12 protein-coding genes are annotated in these 15,535 nt (G+C 53.2%); all 12 read left to right on the forward strand.

The genetic code is table 11. The features are described 5' to 3' along the window. The first annotated feature begins 5 nt into the window (after positions 1 to 5). Positions 6 to 665 (forward strand): YkgJ family cysteine cluster protein, encoded by a 660-nt coding sequence (locus Q5911_RS08070; RefSeq protein ID WP_303182289.1) that lies wholly within the window; start codon positions 6 to 8, stop codon positions 663 to 665. Further along, complete coding sequence (locus Q5911_RS08075; RefSeq protein ID WP_303182291.1) at positions 662 to 1,750, forward strand: DUF3878 family protein; 1,089 nt, start codon at positions 662 to 664, stop codon at positions 1,748 to 1,750. The genes Q5911_RS08070 and Q5911_RS08075 overlap by 4 nt, the downstream gene beginning before the upstream one ends. Before the next feature lie 42 nt (positions 1,751 to 1,792). After that, on the forward strand, positions 1,793 to 2,428 hold the full coding sequence (locus Q5911_RS08080) for an endonuclease III domain-containing protein (protein ID WP_076779231.1): 636 nt from the start codon (positions 1,793 to 1,795) through the stop codon (positions 2,426 to 2,428). 93 nt (positions 2,429 to 2,521) lie between these two features. Then, positions 2,522 to 4,813 (forward strand): adenosylcobalamin-dependent ribonucleoside-diphosphate reductase, encoded by a 2,292-nt coding sequence (locus Q5911_RS08085; RefSeq protein ID WP_303182293.1) that lies wholly within the window; start codon positions 2,522 to 2,524, stop codon positions 4,811 to 4,813. Positions 4,814 to 4,968: 155 nt separating this feature from the next. Further along, entirely contained in the window at positions 4,969 to 6,801 is a 1,833-nt protein-coding gene (locus Q5911_RS08090) for an NAD(P)-binding protein (protein WP_076779227.1), read from the forward strand. Further along, positions 6,795 to 8,537, forward strand: coding sequence for a [FeFe] hydrogenase, group A (locus tag Q5911_RS08095; RefSeq protein WP_303182295.1), 1,743 nt, complete (start codon positions 6,795 to 6,797; stop codon positions 8,535 to 8,537). Before Q5911_RS08090 ends, Q5911_RS08095 begins: the two co-directional genes overlap by 7 nt. A gap of 103 nt (positions 8,538 to 8,640) precedes the next feature. Then, entirely contained in the window at positions 8,641 to 9,492 is an 852-nt protein-coding gene (locus Q5911_RS08100) for a MurR/RpiR family transcriptional regulator (protein ID WP_303182297.1), read from the forward strand. A 170-nt stretch (positions 9,493 to 9,662) separates the two neighbouring features. Continuing rightward, positions 9,663 to 10,955: an MATE family efflux transporter gene (locus Q5911_RS08105; protein ID WP_303182300.1), complete on the forward strand. Its 1,293-nt coding sequence runs from the start codon at positions 9,663 to 9,665 to the stop codon at positions 10,953 to 10,955. Further along, a complete protein-coding gene (locus Q5911_RS08110) occupies positions 10,939 to 11,820 on the forward strand; it encodes a carbohydrate ABC transporter permease (RefSeq protein WP_303182302.1) in 882 nt (293 codons plus the stop codon). The genes Q5911_RS08105 and Q5911_RS08110 overlap by 17 nt, the downstream gene beginning before the upstream one ends. 15 nt (positions 11,821 to 11,835) lie before the next feature. Then, positions 11,836 to 12,672 carry a carbohydrate ABC transporter permease gene (locus tag Q5911_RS08115; protein WP_303182304.1) on the forward strand — a complete coding sequence of 279 codons (837 nt, stop codon included), beginning with the start codon at positions 11,836 to 11,838 and terminating at the stop codon, positions 12,670 to 12,672. Between the two features lie 75 nt (positions 12,673 to 12,747). Continuing rightward, positions 12,748 to 14,046 (forward strand): ABC transporter substrate-binding protein, encoded by a 1,299-nt coding sequence (locus Q5911_RS08120; RefSeq protein ID WP_303182306.1) that lies wholly within the window; start codon positions 12,748 to 12,750, stop codon positions 14,044 to 14,046. A gap of 1 nt (position 14,047) precedes the next feature. Continuing rightward, a complete protein-coding gene (locus Q5911_RS08125; RefSeq protein WP_303182308.1) occupies positions 14,048 to 15,535 on the forward strand; it encodes a CehA/McbA family metallohydrolase in 1,488 nt (495 codons plus the stop codon).

A 15,535-nucleotide genomic window follows, 5' to 3' on the forward strand; every position in this document is an offset into this window, starting at 1 on the left:
AGTGGATGAGGAGAAATATACGGCTGGAGGACATTTCCGATGGAAAGCTCTACACGGCAGAGGATATGGTGAAGGCAGACTGTCGGGGCTGCGAGGGATGCTCTGCCTGCTGCCATGGCGTGGGCAGCTCCATCCTGCTGGACCCCTGGGATATCTGGCTTCTGACCAGGGGTACGGGGAAGGATTTTGCCGGACTTCTGGCAGAACATATTGAGCTGGGGCTGGCGGACGGGATCATCCTTCCAAGCCTTCGGATGGCGGGAAAAGAGGAGGCCTGTACGTTCCTGGATGAGAACGGGCGGTGCTCTGTCCACGCTTTCAGGCCGGGGATCTGTCGGATGTTTCCGCTTGGCAGGTACTATGAGGACACAGGCTTCCGGTATTTCCTTCAGGTGCATGAGTGCCAAAGAAAAGACCGGAGCAAGATCAAGGTGCGGAAATGGCTGGATATCCCCGACCTCAGGAAATATGAGGCATACATTTTTGAATGGCACAGCTTTCTGAAGCTCTGTGAGCGGGAGTCGGAGGGGCTGGATGGGGACAGTCTGAAAATATTGCAGATGTATCTGCTTCGCACATTTTATCAGATGCCCTGGAGCGGGGACGATTTCTATGAAGAGTTCTATGCCCGGCTGGCGCAGGTAAAGGAGAAGCTTGGTTTATGATAGAGAGATATGAAGAGCTGAGAGGCTATCTGCCGGGGCTCCAGAAGGATATGCCGGAGTGCTACGGAAAACTGGCGGAGATCTTTGAGCACCGGGTGTTTGAACTGCACCTGGGAGAGGAAAGGGGCAGGAAGACAGATTTCTATATCCCCTACATGATGAACGACGCCCTGGAGTGCTATCTGGTACTCAGGGACGCGTGGATGACAGGAGATTATCTGGAACTTGACCCGGAAGAATATCCCATACAGGGACAGCTTGCCTGGCGGGACGATAAGTCTGCCCTTATTGTCAAACAGGGAAAGGAAAATGTATTCACCATATGGTTCACGGAGCTGACAGAGGTGTTCCAGTGCTATCAGTACCACAGGATTGGACATTTCTGGGTACAGGGTCAGGAGCAGTGGCGCCAGCTTGTCTATATGGTGGGAACTGTCTATGAGAAATACCAGTATCTGGGAGATGCGGCCTGTAACACGGAAGAGCAGGCATTTATGCGGCTTATCGAATTTTCGCCTTTCCGGTACTGGTCCCCTGTAGGCGAGTCTCTGGATGACCGGTATCCCTCCACCCGGGAGGGGGCCCTGTGCATGAAGGAGATGGCCCTGGAGGCAGGGGATAAAGGATACGCAAGGCTGGCAGGGATCTATGCCAGATTTCCGGCCGGTTTTCTGAAGAGAAAGCTGGCAAAGAAGCTGTGCAGCCCGGCCCGGCAGGGATTGTACGAGAATATATATGAGAAAATACGGGCGGCCTCTCTGAAATATCCAAAGAGAGTTTACGGTGAGGAGCTGGATGGAAAGATCCTTGGCGAGAGAAAGCGGATTCATCAGAAGCTGCACAGAGCGGGATTTTCCGGGAAATACCCGGTTTACACAAAAGGAAACGTGCAGATCGTGGCTGCGGAGGAACATCCTTTCACTACCATGGAGGCGGAGGATTTTACCTTCCGTATCCGGTTCATGGTTTCCAGGTGCAGGAAAGAAAAAGAGATGGGAAGAAACTGCGGATTCTTCAGTGGCAGAGGAAGAGAGGGCCGTATACAGGAGGACCTGGATCTGCTGCTGGGAGAACTGGAAGAATAAAAAGATAAAACCGGAAGATAAATAAGAAAAGGAGAAGGACAGATGACAAAGAAGCAGAGAGCCCTGGAAGTGATCGAGAGGCTGAAAAAAGAATATCCGGACGCAGGCTGCACCCTGGACTATGATCAGGCCTGGAAGCTCCTTGTGAGTGTGCGGCTGGCGGCCCAGTGCACGGACGAGAGAGTCAACAAAATCGTGGAAGTCCTATATGAAAAGTATCCCACTGTGGACGCCCTGGCAGATGCGGATGTGGCGGATATTGAGGAGATCGTGCGCCCCTGCGGGCTTGGAAAGAGCAAGGCCAGGGACATCAGCGCCTGCATGAAGATTTTAAAGGAAGAGTACGGCGGCAAAGTGCCGGACGACTTTGACGCGCTTCTGAAGCTGCCCGGTGTGGGAAGAAAGAGCGCCAACCTGATCATGGGGGATGTATTCGGAAAACCTGCCATTGTGACAGACACCCACTGCATCCGGCTCACCAACCGGATCGGGCTGGTGGACGGCATCAAGGAGCCCAAAAAGGTGGAGATGGCTCTCTGGAAGATCATTCCCCCGGAGGAGGGAAGCGACCTGTGCCACAGGCTTGTGTACCATGGACGGGATGTGTGTACGGCAAGGACAAAGCCCTACTGCGACAGGTGCTGTCTGGAGGATATCTGCAAGAAGCAGGGTGTATAGATAAAGTGCAGATAATGTATAATGTATACTTGAAAAGCACATGATATAGTGGTATTCTGGTATAGCTGAATACGAAAAAAGGAGAAACGTGGAATGACTGTAGAAGAATGGCTGGGCGAGGACAATCAGCTCGGCACGGACATATGGACAAAAAAATACTGTAACGAGGGAGAGAGCTTTGACGAGTGGGTTGGGCGTATCAGCGGCGGAAATGAAGAGATCGCCCGGTATATCCGCGAGAAAAAGTTCCTGTTCGGCGGCAGGATCCTGTCCAACAGGGGATTGGACAAGGAAGGCAGGAAGGTAACCTACTCCAACTGCTACGTGGTGGACCCGCCGGAGGATAATATTGAGAGCATCTTTGACTGCGCCAAAAAGCTGGCGCGGACCTACAGCTACGGCGGAGGCTGCGGGGTGGATATCTCAAGATTAAGCCCGAGAGGGGCGCGCATCAACAATGCGGCAAAAGAGACAAGCGGTTCGGTTTCTTTTATGGAGCTCTACTCCCTTGTGACAGCGCTGATTGGACAGAACGGAAGACGCGGAGCGCTGATGATTTCCATCGACTGTTCTCATCCGGATGTGGAGGAGTTCATTGATCTGAAGACAGATCTGGAGAAAGTGACAAAGGCCAACATTTCCGTCCGCATTCACGAGGACTTTATGGAGGCAGTAAAGAAGAACGAGGACTATCTCCTTCACTATACAAGGCAGGCCACAGGACAGGTGATCGAGAAGCAGGTAAATGCCAGGGATCTGTTCCGCAAGATCGCGGAGACAAACTGGGACTATGCAGAGCCGGGCGCTCTGTTCTGGGACCGCATTGAGGGCTGGAACCTTCTCAGCAACACAAAGGAGTTCTCCTACGCCGGAGTCAACCCCTGCGCGGAGGAGCCTCTTCCGGCAGGAGGAAGCTGCCTGCTGGGAAGCATCAACCTTTCCGCCTTTGTGACAGACCCGTTCACAGATCATGCGCAGTTTGACTTCGAGGGTCTGAAACACTGCGTGGAAGTATCTGTGGGAGCTCTGAACGAAGTGCTGGAGGAAGGACTCCCCCTGCATCCTCTGCAGGAGCAGCAGGAGAGCGTGGCAAAGTGGCGTCAGATCGGACTTGGCATCATGGGGCTTGCAGACTGTCTCATCAAGCTGGGACTTGCCTACGGTGAGGAGGATGCTGTGGTCATGTGCGACAAGATCGGATTTGCCATGGCAGATTCAGCGATCGCCGCCTCTGCAAAGCTGGCCAAAGAGAAGGGCGCTTACCCGGCCTGTGAGATCGATGAGGTTATGAGCACCCCCTATTTCCTGGCAAACACGACAGAGAAGACAAGGGAGCTGGTGAAAAAGTACGGTCTTCGCAACTCCCAGCTTCTGACCATCGCGCCCACGGGAACACTGTCCACCATGCTGGGCATTTCCGGAGGCATTGAGCCGGTTTATGCAAATTACTATGAGAGAAAGACAGAGTCTCTCCACGGCACAGACGTTTACTATAAGGTGTACACAAAGATCGTGGAAACTTACATGAAGCAGTTTGGCATCAAGAGCGACGCGGAGCTGCCGGACTACTTTGTGACAGCCATGACACTGGATTACCGTCAGAGGATCGACATGCAGTCCATCTGGCAGCAGCATATCGACGCCTCCATCAGCTCCACAGTAAACGTGCCTAACGGATTCACGGTGGAGGAGACGGAAGGCCTCTACATGTACGCCTACGAGAAAGGGCTGAAGGGCATTACCATTTTCCGGGATGGCTGCAAGAGGATCGGTATCCTCAATACAGATATGAAGAAGGAGAAAAAGGAAGTCACCGCAGGCGAGGGACTGAAGAGAGGCGAGATCCTTCTTGTCACAGACGACGTGGTAGGCAAGAAGCGCAAGCTGGTGACAGGCTGCGGAAGCCTGCACTGTATCGCCCTGTTTGACCCCAACACAGGCGCTCTTCTGGAGACTTACTTAAGCAAGGGCTCCACAGGCGGATGCAACAACTTCATGGTGGGCCTGTCCCGTATGATCTCCATCAGCGCGAGAGGCGGTATCAGCATTGAGACCATCGTGGATCAGCTGAATTCCAGCGGTTCCTGCCCGTCCTACACGGCAAGAAGGGTGACAAGGAAAGATACAAGCAGGGGCGCCTGTTGTCCTATGGCTGTGGGCAACGCGCTCATGGATATGTACAATGAGATGCAGGAGGAGCTGGCCGCGAAAGAAAACTGCGAGTCAGAAAAGCCGGTAAAAAAGGTAAAGAAAGTACCGAAGCCGAAGGCAGTGTCCACCGAGATGGACAAGGATAAAATGTACTGCCCGGAGTGCGGGGAGCCTCTTGTATTTGAGGAAGGATGCAATATCTGCAAGAGCTGCGGATGGAGCAAGTGCCATTAGAAAATAAAACATGTTGATAAAAATAATTGTGCGGTGTGTGCCGCACAATTATTTTTTTGTTAAAAAATCTACTTCCGGCAAATCTGGTTACAACCGGTCCGGGTAGTGTTATAATAAAAAAACTATGGGGAAACATGTCGAGAGGAGAGAAGAAAATGAGCAGACTAGAGATTAAGGCTCCAAACAGAGCCAGAATTGTCATGGAAGGTCTCTATAAAGATCTGGAGAGACGGATCGAGTCCAGTCCGCCGGGACTGTGTCCTGTGGACATGTCGAGAGCCTTCCTGGAATTGTGCCATGCCCAGACCTGCGGAAAATGCGTGCCGTGCAGGATCGGTCTTGGGCAGCTCAACCATTTTATCAAGGATGTGCTGGATGGAAAAGCCACCATGAAGACGCTGGATTACATGGAAGAGACAGCGCTCTCCATTATGGAGTCGGCGGACTGCGCCATCGGTTACGAGGCGGCCCGGATGGTCTACAAAGGGCTGATCGGATATCGGGATGACTATATTGAGCACATAAAAAATGGAAGATGTACATGCAGCTACAATCAGCCCGTGCCCTGTGTGGCACTGTGTCCGGCCCATGTGGACGTGCCCGGGTATATAGCTCTTGTAGGCGAAGGAAGATACGCAGATGCCGTGCGTCTGATCCGCAAGGACAACCCGTTCCCCACTACCTGCGGATTCATATGCGAGCATCCCTGCGAGGCAAGATGCCGCCGGAATATGGTGGACGACTCCATCAACATCCGGGGACTGAAGCGGATGGCGGCAGACTATGCGGGCGAGGTGGACCCGCCGGCATGTGCTCCTTCCACCGGAAAGCGGATCGCTGTCCTTGGAGGAGGGCCGGGAGGCTTAAGCGCGGCCTACTATCTGCAGCTTATGGGACACCAGGCTGTGGTGTACGAGATGCTGCCGAAGCTGGGAGGCATGCTGCGATACGGCATTCCCAACTACCGGCTGCCAAAGGAGCGGCTTGAGGACGATATCAACTGTATCCTGAAGACTGGCGTACAGGTAAAATACGGCATGAAGATCGGCCAGGATATTACGATCCAGCAGCTCAGGAAGGAGTACGACGCTGTGCTCATCACCATTGGCGCCAGCACGGACAAGAAGCTGGGACTGGAGGGAGAGGACGCGGACGGCGTACTCTCGGCAGTACAGTTCCTTAGAAATGTAGGGAAGAATATCATCATGGATCTGACCGGCAAGGAAGTGGCCGTGGTAGGCGGCGGAAACGTGTCCATGGACGCTGTCCGCACAGCGAAGCGTCTGGGGGCCAAGAAAGTCAGCATTGTTTACCGGCGCCGCAGGGCAGATATGACCGCTTTGCCCCAGGAGATCGAGGGAGCCATCGCTGAGGGCGTGGAGCTGCAGACACTGAAAGCACCGGCAGCCATTGACGTGGATGAGGCGGGTCAGGTGAAGGGTCTTTATGTGACGCCCCAGATGGTCAGCGCCATCAAGGACGGCAGAGCCAGCATCCGGCCTACCGGCGAAGAGGACCTCTACATCCCCTGCGACGTGCTTATTGTAGCCATCGGCCAGAACATTGAGACGCGCCACTTTGAGGAGGCGGGCATCCCGGTAGAGAGAGGAAAGATCCGCACAAAGAGCACGGGAACCTTTGAGAATATGCCCGGCGTCTTTGCAGGCGGAGACTGCGCAAGTGGTCCGGCTTCTGTCATCACCGCCATTGCGGCCGGCAAAGTGGTGGCAGCCAATATTGACGAGTATCTGGGCTACCATCACGAGATTTCCTGTGATGTGGAGATCCCGGAACCCAATCTCTCAGACCGCTCACCGTGTGGCAGGGTCAACCTGACAGAGCGCGAGGCCTGTCTGCGGGTGAAAGACTTTGAAGGAGTCGAAAACTGTATGACGGAAAACGAGGCGAAGCAGGAGGCAGGACGGTGCCTGCGCTGCGACCATTTCGGCTACGGAATATTCAAAGGAGGGCGTGAGAGTATATGGTAAATCTGACGATTGACGGAAAGCGTATTTCCGTAGAAGAAAATACAACGATCATGGAAGCGGCAAGACAGAACGGCATTCCCATCCCCAGCCTCTGTTTTCTGAAAGGGATCAATGAGATTGCGGCCTGCCGCGTCTGTGTGGTGGAACTGCAGGGGAAGGAGCGCCTGATCACATCCTGCAACAATGTGGCGGAAGAGGGCATGGTCATCTTTACCAACAGCCCGAAAGTGCGCAAGGACAGGCGGACCAATGTGGAGCTGATCCTCTCCCAGCACGACTGCCAGTGCGTCACCTGTGCCCGCAGCGGCAACTGCAGCCTGCAGAAGGTGGCCAATGATCTGAATATTATCGATCTTCCCTACCGGCAGGAGGTAGACCGGAGAGAGTGGAATATGGACTTCCCGCTGATCCGCGATTCGGCAAAGTGTATCAAATGCATGCGCTGTATCCAGATCTGTGACAAGGTGCAGAAGCTGTCTGTCTGGGATGTGGAGGGAACCGGCTCGCGGACCACAGTCAATGTGTCCGGGCACATGAATATCGAGGATGCTCCCTGCTCCCTGTGCGGACAGTGCATCACCCACTGCCCGGTGGGAGCCCTGCGTGAGCGGGACGACACAGAGAAGGTGTGGGATGCCCTGGCAGATGAGAAGAAGACCGTGGTTGTCCAGGTGGCGCCTGCTGTCCGCACTTCCTGGGGAGAGCAGACCGGACTTGCGCCGGAAGATGCCACCATTGGAAAGATCATGGACGCTCTGAAGAGAATGGGAGCGGACTATGTATTTGACACAGTATTCTCCGCGGACCTTACGATCATGGAGGAAGCCAACGAGTTTGTACAGAGATTTACGTCGGGCGAGTTGAAGGCGTACCCCATGTTCACCTCCTGCTGTCCGGGATGGGTGCGGTTTATCAAGTCCCAGTACCCTCATCTTGTCAAATATCTCTCCACGGCCAAGTCCCCGCAGCAGATGTTCGGGGCGGTCATGAAGACCTATTTCGCGGAGAAGATCGGAAAGAAGCCGGAGGAGATCTACACCGTATCCGTCATGCCATGCGTGGCCAAGAAGGCGGAGCGGGAGCAGAAACTCTTCTATGAAGAGTACGCAGGACATGATGTGGACGCAGTCATTACCACAAGAGAGCTGGTGAAGATGATGCGCTCAGCCCACATCAGTCCGGATACGCTGAAGGATATTCCCGGGGACTCCCCTATGCAGGAGGGAACCGGAGCGGGCGTCATCTTCGGTGTGACAGGCGGCGTTATGGAGGCGGCTCTCCGTACGGCCTATGCGATCATCACCGGAGAAAATCCGGACGCGGACGCTTTCAAGGCAGTCAGAAGTCCCGGATTTAACGCAAATGACGGCGTGGCAGAGGCAGAGCTTACCATCAATGGGATCAAAGTACGCACGGCAGTAGTCAGCGGCCTTGGAAATACCAGAACCCTTCTTGACAGAATGGAAAAAGGGGAAGTGCAGTATGACTTTGTGGAAGTCATGGCATGTCCCGGCGGCTGCGTGGGCGGCGGCGGACAGCCGATCCACGACGGACAGGAGCTGGCATTTGAAAGAGGGAAGCAGCTCTATCGCCTGGACCGGGATTACAAGGTGCGCTTTTCACACGAGAACCCGGATATCCTGAAGCTCTATGACGAGTATATGGGGCAGCCTATGTCACATAAAGCACATATGCTGCTGCACACAGAACACGAATGTGAGGTTAAATCTTTGTAAAATTGTAGATTTTCTACACCCTTGTCCGGCAGACAATGCTAAAATAAGACATTGAAAAAAGTCAAAAAAACGGAGTAATGTTCCGGACAAGGGAGTGACAGATATGTGGGAGACTGAACTGAGGCTCTGCTATGCCATGCTGAGCCGGAACCAGAAAAAAGCGGCAGATCTGCTTCTGGAAAATCCGGAGGCGGCCGGGAACATGACTGTGCGGGAACTGGCAGATCGGGCCGGCGTGGGGCAGGCCACCATTATCCGCATGCTGCAGGCAGCAGGGTATGAAAGCTGGTCGGCCTTTCAGAAGACTGTGTGGCAGGAGAAGGGGCAGCAGGAACTGTCCGGTGAGCAGACCGGGCAGAAGCGTGAAAATAAGAAGTACGAGGCAGTCTTTCAGATTATACGGGATGATCTGACCATGATATCCGATATGGCAAAACACCTGGATCTCAGACAGATGGAAGAGGTGGTCAGAGTCATTAAAAAGGCCAAGATCATCGATGTATACGGGACAGACAACTCGGCCAACGCGGCGGCTGAACTTTCGGGGCGGATGCTTCATCTGGGACTTACCAGCCGGAATTACTCGGATCTGTTCTTTCAGAAAGTCAGCGCCGGGCATCTGGGGAAAAAGGACGTGGCCATCGGTTTCTCCATATCCGGAGAAACCCAGGCTGTCATAGATTCCCTGGCGGCGGCTAAGCAGGCGGGGGCAGTGACGGTGGCTGTGACAGGCGGCCAGACGTCAGAGCTGGCACGGATCGCGGATTACATTTTCATTACGCCCACGATCCATTTTTCGGAGATCAGCAGATGGATCTCATCCAGGATCTCTCAGATGGCTTTTGTGGACGCCCTGTGCGGGGCGATCATGCTCAGCGATCCGGAACGGTTTGACAGGATGCTGATACAGTCCACGAAGGAGTTCGAGCAGGATATGCATCATAAAGAAGAATAAAATGGGGAAAAGGATTTTTCGGAGCGTTGCTCCGGGAGGTCCTTTTTTTATGCTCTCCCGCAGAAAATGACTTAACGCAGACTTTACATTTCTTTGAAGATTTTTTAAAAATCATTGTTTATAATCCGGGTTGTGTCCGAAAGGACGCAGGAGAAAGGAATAAGAAATCCATGTTCAGACGAATTTTAAAACAGGCTCTCCCGACCATGATCGCATTCACGATGTCAGGCATGTACAGTGTGGTGGACGGACTGTTTGTGGGAAAAGCGGCGGGGGACATCGGACTTGCGGCGATCAATATCGCCTGGCCGATACCGGCAGTGATCACTGCGCTGGGAGTCGGGATCGGAACAGGCGGAAGCGTCCTCTATTCCAATATGATGGGAAAGGGGGACCGGGAAGGCTGCAGGAGAATGTTCAATACCACAGCGACCCTTCTTGTCCTGGCTGGTATTCTCCTGTCACTTTTCCTCTTTCTTGTGAGAGATCCTCTTCTTCAGATCTTAGGGGCGGAAGGTGAGGTGCTGGAAGAGGCACAGAAGTACACAGGCATCATTATCGCGGGAGGCGTGCTCCAGGTATGCGGTACCGGTATTACTCCCATCCTGCGGAACATGAACCTGTCCTTCGCGGCCATGATCAGCATGGTGACCGGATTTGCGGTCAATATCGGAGTCAACTATTATCTGATGTTTCCAATGGGAATGGGGATACGGGGCGCGGCCTGGGGCACGGTGACAGCCCAGCTTGTGGTCCTCGTCATCAGCGTGGCGGTTCTTCTTAAGGCTTACAAAGAGAAAGCCCGTCCGGCTCTGGAGGGAAAGCTGGCCGCAGGGATCTGCCGCAGCGGCGTCACGGCTTTCGGCGTATCCCTGGCTCCCACGGTGGCTCTGATCTTCACCAACTGGCAGTGCCTGCGGTACGGTGGAAACGCGGCGGTAGCCTGCTATGCAGTGATCTCCTATATTGTGTTTCCGGTACAGTACCTTCTCACCGGCATAGGAGACGGCGTGCAGCCGCTGCTCAGCTACTACAACGGCGCGGGAAAGCCTGCTGAGCTGGCGCAGGTCAGAAAGACAGCAAGAGCCGGAGCCGGTGTGCTGGGAGTCATCACCATGGCGGCAGTGTTTATCTTTACGCCGCACCTGGCCCGGTGGTTCGGGCTTTCGGATGAGGCGGCCGTATTTTTTGAAACCGGCATGCGGATCAGCGCACTTGCCTTTCTTGTGACAGGCTTTGTCAAATTTAATCTGTCCTATCTGAATGCAGTGCTGAAGACGAAGCTGGCCGTGATCCTCACGTTTGCAGAAAGTCTGATCGTCTCGCCGGCGTACCTGTTTCTGCTTCCGGTGGCTGTGGGGATGTCCGGCATATGGATCTCACTGCCCGCAACGGCGGTTACAATGCTTGTGATCTATGGAATTATAAACAGAAAGGAAATGAGTTATGAAAAAAAGGATTAATTTCCGAAAGGTGGGAAGTGTGTGGCTGTTTGTCCTGCCTGCACTGATCCCGCTGATCGTGTTCTGGATTTACCCGATACTTCGGTCAGTCTACATCAGTTTTACAGACTGGGATTACATGTCGCCAACATACAATTTTGTATTTCTTGACAACTTTATAGCGCTTTTTAAGGACGACCGTTTCTACGATGCACTGTGGAATACACTTGTATTTACTGTGGGAACCCTGGTTCCCACCATCGTACTGGGACTGCTCCTGGCGCTGCTGATGCAGAAGGCGTTCAAAGGAAGCGGGATCGTGAAGTTTATTCTGTTTTCCCCGTGGATCACGCCTACAGTGGCAATTTCCATTGTGTGGACCTGGATCTATGATCCGGACACCGGAATTGCAAACGCAGTGCTGGAATTTCTGCATCTTCCGGCACTGCAGTGGATAAAAAGTTCCGAGACAGCCATGCTGGCGGTGATCATTGTGACTGTCTGGAAGAGCCTGGGATACGCTATGATCTTCTACCTGTCGGCTCTGGAGAAAGTTCCGGGAGAGCTGTACGAGGCAAGCGGCCTTGACGGGGCGAAGGGCTGGCAGAGATTCCGGGATGTGACGCTGCCGTGTATCTCCCCCACCACATTTTTCCTGGTGATCATTACAATGGTCAGTTCCCTGCAGGCCTATGATCAGATACAGATCCTGACCCAGGGCGGCCCGTCGGGAAGCACAAGGACGCTTCTGTATATGTACTATCAGCTTGGATTTGAGGAATTTAATATGGGACAGGCTACAGCGGTGGCTATCGTCATGATCATTCTGACGGTGTTCCTGTCAGCCATACAGTTCACAGCATCCAAAAAATGGGTTCACTATTAGAAAAGAGGAAAAAATATGAAGATAAAAACAGGAATTCAAAAGACAGGAAAAATCATCATACTTCTTGTGTTCTGCGTATTTACAGTGTTCCCTTTCATCTGGATGGTGCTGAGTGCGCTGAAGACAAAGGCGGAAGTTATGGATGTGTCTGCCTTCTTCCCGGCAGAATTTCAGTGGCAGAATTTTTATGAAGTCATCTTTAACTCCCCGCTTCTGAAATACGTGGCAAACAGCTTGTATGTATCTGCATTTACACTGCTGATACAGATTGTCACAGGGGCCATGATCGCCTATGCCATCGTGTTTATGAACTTTAAGGGTAAGAAAGTTCTGTTTGCCATTATCATGGGAACGTACATGCTGCCCACGGCAGCCACCTATATACCCAGCTACATCATTCTGGCCAACTGGGGACTTCTGAATACATACACAGGCCTTATTATCTCGGGATGTGTCAGCATATTCGGCATCTTCCTTCTCAGACAGGCCTTCATGCAGGTGCCTGCGGGAATGATCGAGGCGGCCAGGATAGACGGGGCAAGCCACTGGCAGATCCTCTGGAGAGTGGTGTGCCCCATGACAAAGTCCTCTTTTATCACCATGGGACTTATGAACTTTATCACCTGCTACAACAACTACATGTGGCCGTCCCTGATCACAGACTCAGACGAGAAAATGCTGGTGTCCCAGGGACTTAGAAAGTTCTTTATCGAAGGAGGCGCCTACGGAACCGAGTGGCCCCTCGTTATGGCGGGAAGCGCCATCATCGTCCTGCCGCTTCTGATCCTTTTTGCCTTTACCCAGAAATGGTTTATCAACGGCATCGGCGGAGATACGGGTATGAAGGGCTAGTCCCTCTTACATAGATTATTTTTAACTGAACAAAGGAAAAGTAAAAAAGGAATTGAACAAAAAAGGAGAAATGACATGAAAAAAAGAATTGTATCAGCACTTTTATTATGCGCAATGGCAACCTCTCTTCTGGCTGGATGCGGCGGCAACTCCGCTTCTGAGACAACAACCACAGCAGACGGCAAGATCCAGATCGATCTGTGGTATTCCGGCGGAAAGACAGCCGTAAATGTGTTCCAGGAGATCGTGGATGATTTCAATGCATCACAGGATCAGTACGAGGTAGCGACTACAACCCAGGCTGACTACACAGAGACATACGAGAAGCTCCAGGCAGGTATTGCCGGAAAGAACGCGCCGGACATGGCACTTCTTGACACAGACAAGTCCAGAAACCTTTCCGAAAAGAACCTTGTGGCAGACATTAACGAGTATGTAGAGGCTGACGATGAGTTTGACAAAGACGACTACATTGAAGTTTTCTATGAGCAGGGCGTAGATGCCGATGGAAAGCTGTTTGCCCTTCCGGCATACGGAACCACACAGGTACTGTACTACAACAAGCAGATCTTTGCAGACGCAGGTATTGATCCCACCACCATCAAGACATGGCAGGATCTTGAGGCAGCAGCAGAGAAGATCACGACAGACGACGGCTCTGTCATCGGTTGGGAGCCTATGTGGGGCTACGCAAACCTGGTGGATGCTGCCTTAAGCAACGGCGCTTCCCTGATCAGCGAGGACGGGGAGACATGTCTGATCAACTCCCCAGAGTGGGTAGATGTGTGGGAGAGCTTCCGTCAGTGGATCCACGATGACCAGATCATGAAAGTACATTCCGGTGGACAGGGATGGGAGTACTGGTATACAACCATTGACGATGTGCTTCAGAACAAGGCCGGCGGATACACAGGATCCTCAGGAGACCAGGCAGACCTTGACTTCAGCATTGTGGGAGCCATCGAGCAGCCGGGATTTGGCGACAATCCGTCCGCACCTACAGCAGACGCACTGCAGCTTGTTATGCTGGAGGGATCCTCTGATGAAGAGAAGCAGGGCGTGTATGAATTTATGAAATACTTCACAACACCGGAGAACCAGGCAAAATGGTCCATGGCTACAGGATACGTGGCAGTGCGTGAGTCCACACAGGAAGTGCCGGATTTCAAAGCTTACACAGATGAGAACCCCCATGCACTTGTACCTCTGCAGCAGTCCATGCACGGCACATCAGCCCTTGTAGACCCGACGGGAGGCAAGATCCTTGACGCACTGAAGATCGCGGCAGACCAGGTAGAGCTGGAGAATGTTCCGGCACAGGAGGCGCTGGACGCAGCACAGGAAACAGCACAGGAGGCGCTGGACGCGTTATAAAATGAAAGAGACACTGACATTTACCATCAGCCGCAAAGCGGACAATCTGCACAGGGAACCGGTACAGGTTCCCTGTGATACAGAAAACCTGTATATCCAGGTGGAGCTTCCGGATGAGTTCCGGTACATGAGCTTTATCATTGTGGAAGATCCAGACGGCCGCGTCCGGCTGCAGAAGCAGCTTGCCTGGGGAGAACAGAACCTGGGCATCGGGGCAGGACCGGAGGACACCACAATCGGAGGCGTGCCCGGCAGGATCCAGGCGGGCACATGGCAGGTAGGACTTGGTATTTTCACAGAATATCTGAACCAGAGACTGGGGGAAAGAGAAGGACAGATCACCATGACAGTGTCCGATGAAAAGGGCGCTGTCTCAGATTCGATGGATACCTGCTGGGTGGATGACGGGCTGGCTATCTCGCCGGAGAAGTACCGCTGGGACAGAATATGTGGAACGAAAAAGCAGTGGTACAAGGGCGATTTCCACACCCATACAAGGCTGTCTGACGGCAAGGAGTCCCTGGAAAGTGCCATGAAGAAGGCACAGGATATGGAGATGGATTTCTACGTGCCGACAGAGCACAACCTGATGCACACAGGATGGTGCAATACATCCCTGTGTATCCTTCCCGGCATAGAAGTGACGACGGACAAAGGACACATGAACCTGTTTGGTATCACAAAGATGCCGGAGCGCATCATGGACATCGTGGCCCACAATGGGGAGGAGATCGTGGATACCTATATGGAGGAGACCATACAGGAGGCCAGAAGAAATCACTGGATCACAAGCATCAATCATCCTTTCCTCACCATCTGGAAATGGCTCTATGAACAGACGGATCTGCGCGACATAGACTGCCTGGAGATCATCAATGATCCCACGTACACAGACGCTCCGGACTCCAACGAGAAGGCGGTGAGCTTTCTGGACGCGCTGTGGCAGGACGGACACAGGATCTACGGTGTGGGAGGCAGCGACTCACACAATCTGGTGGAGGAGCGCTACGAGGGGGCGGATCTTCCGTCTATCCCCGGCGATCCGGCTACATGGGTCTGCTGCGGCGATCTGTCACCGGAAAATCTGATGACAGCCGTGAAGGCGGGACATATGTGTGTGACCCGGTTCTGTAAAATGACGCCGGTGATCCATGCGGCAGGAGAAACATTCCTGCCCGGGGACGAACTTCCGGAGGAAGCCAGGACAGTCACCATACAGGCTGTCGTGGAGGGGCTTTCTGAACAGCCGGAGATCTCCCTTGTGAAAAACGGCAGCTTTGAGAAGCTGGAAGTAAAAGAACTGGGAAATGGCGCCTGGGAAGTCCTGGCGGAGACAGACCTGGAAGAAAGGCAGTGGCAGTGGATACGTCTGGAGATCCGCAGCAGCAAAAAGCAGCTTCTTGGTTACATGAACCCTGTGTTCAAGGGACAGAAGATATCCAGATATCGCACATTCGGCGAAATAAATAAGATGATGGATGAACTATAA

Source organism: Lachnoclostridium phocaeense (genome assembly GCF_959599685.1).
GTDB lineage: Bacteria > Bacillota > Clostridia > Lachnospirales > Lachnospiraceae > Claveliimonas > Claveliimonas monacensis.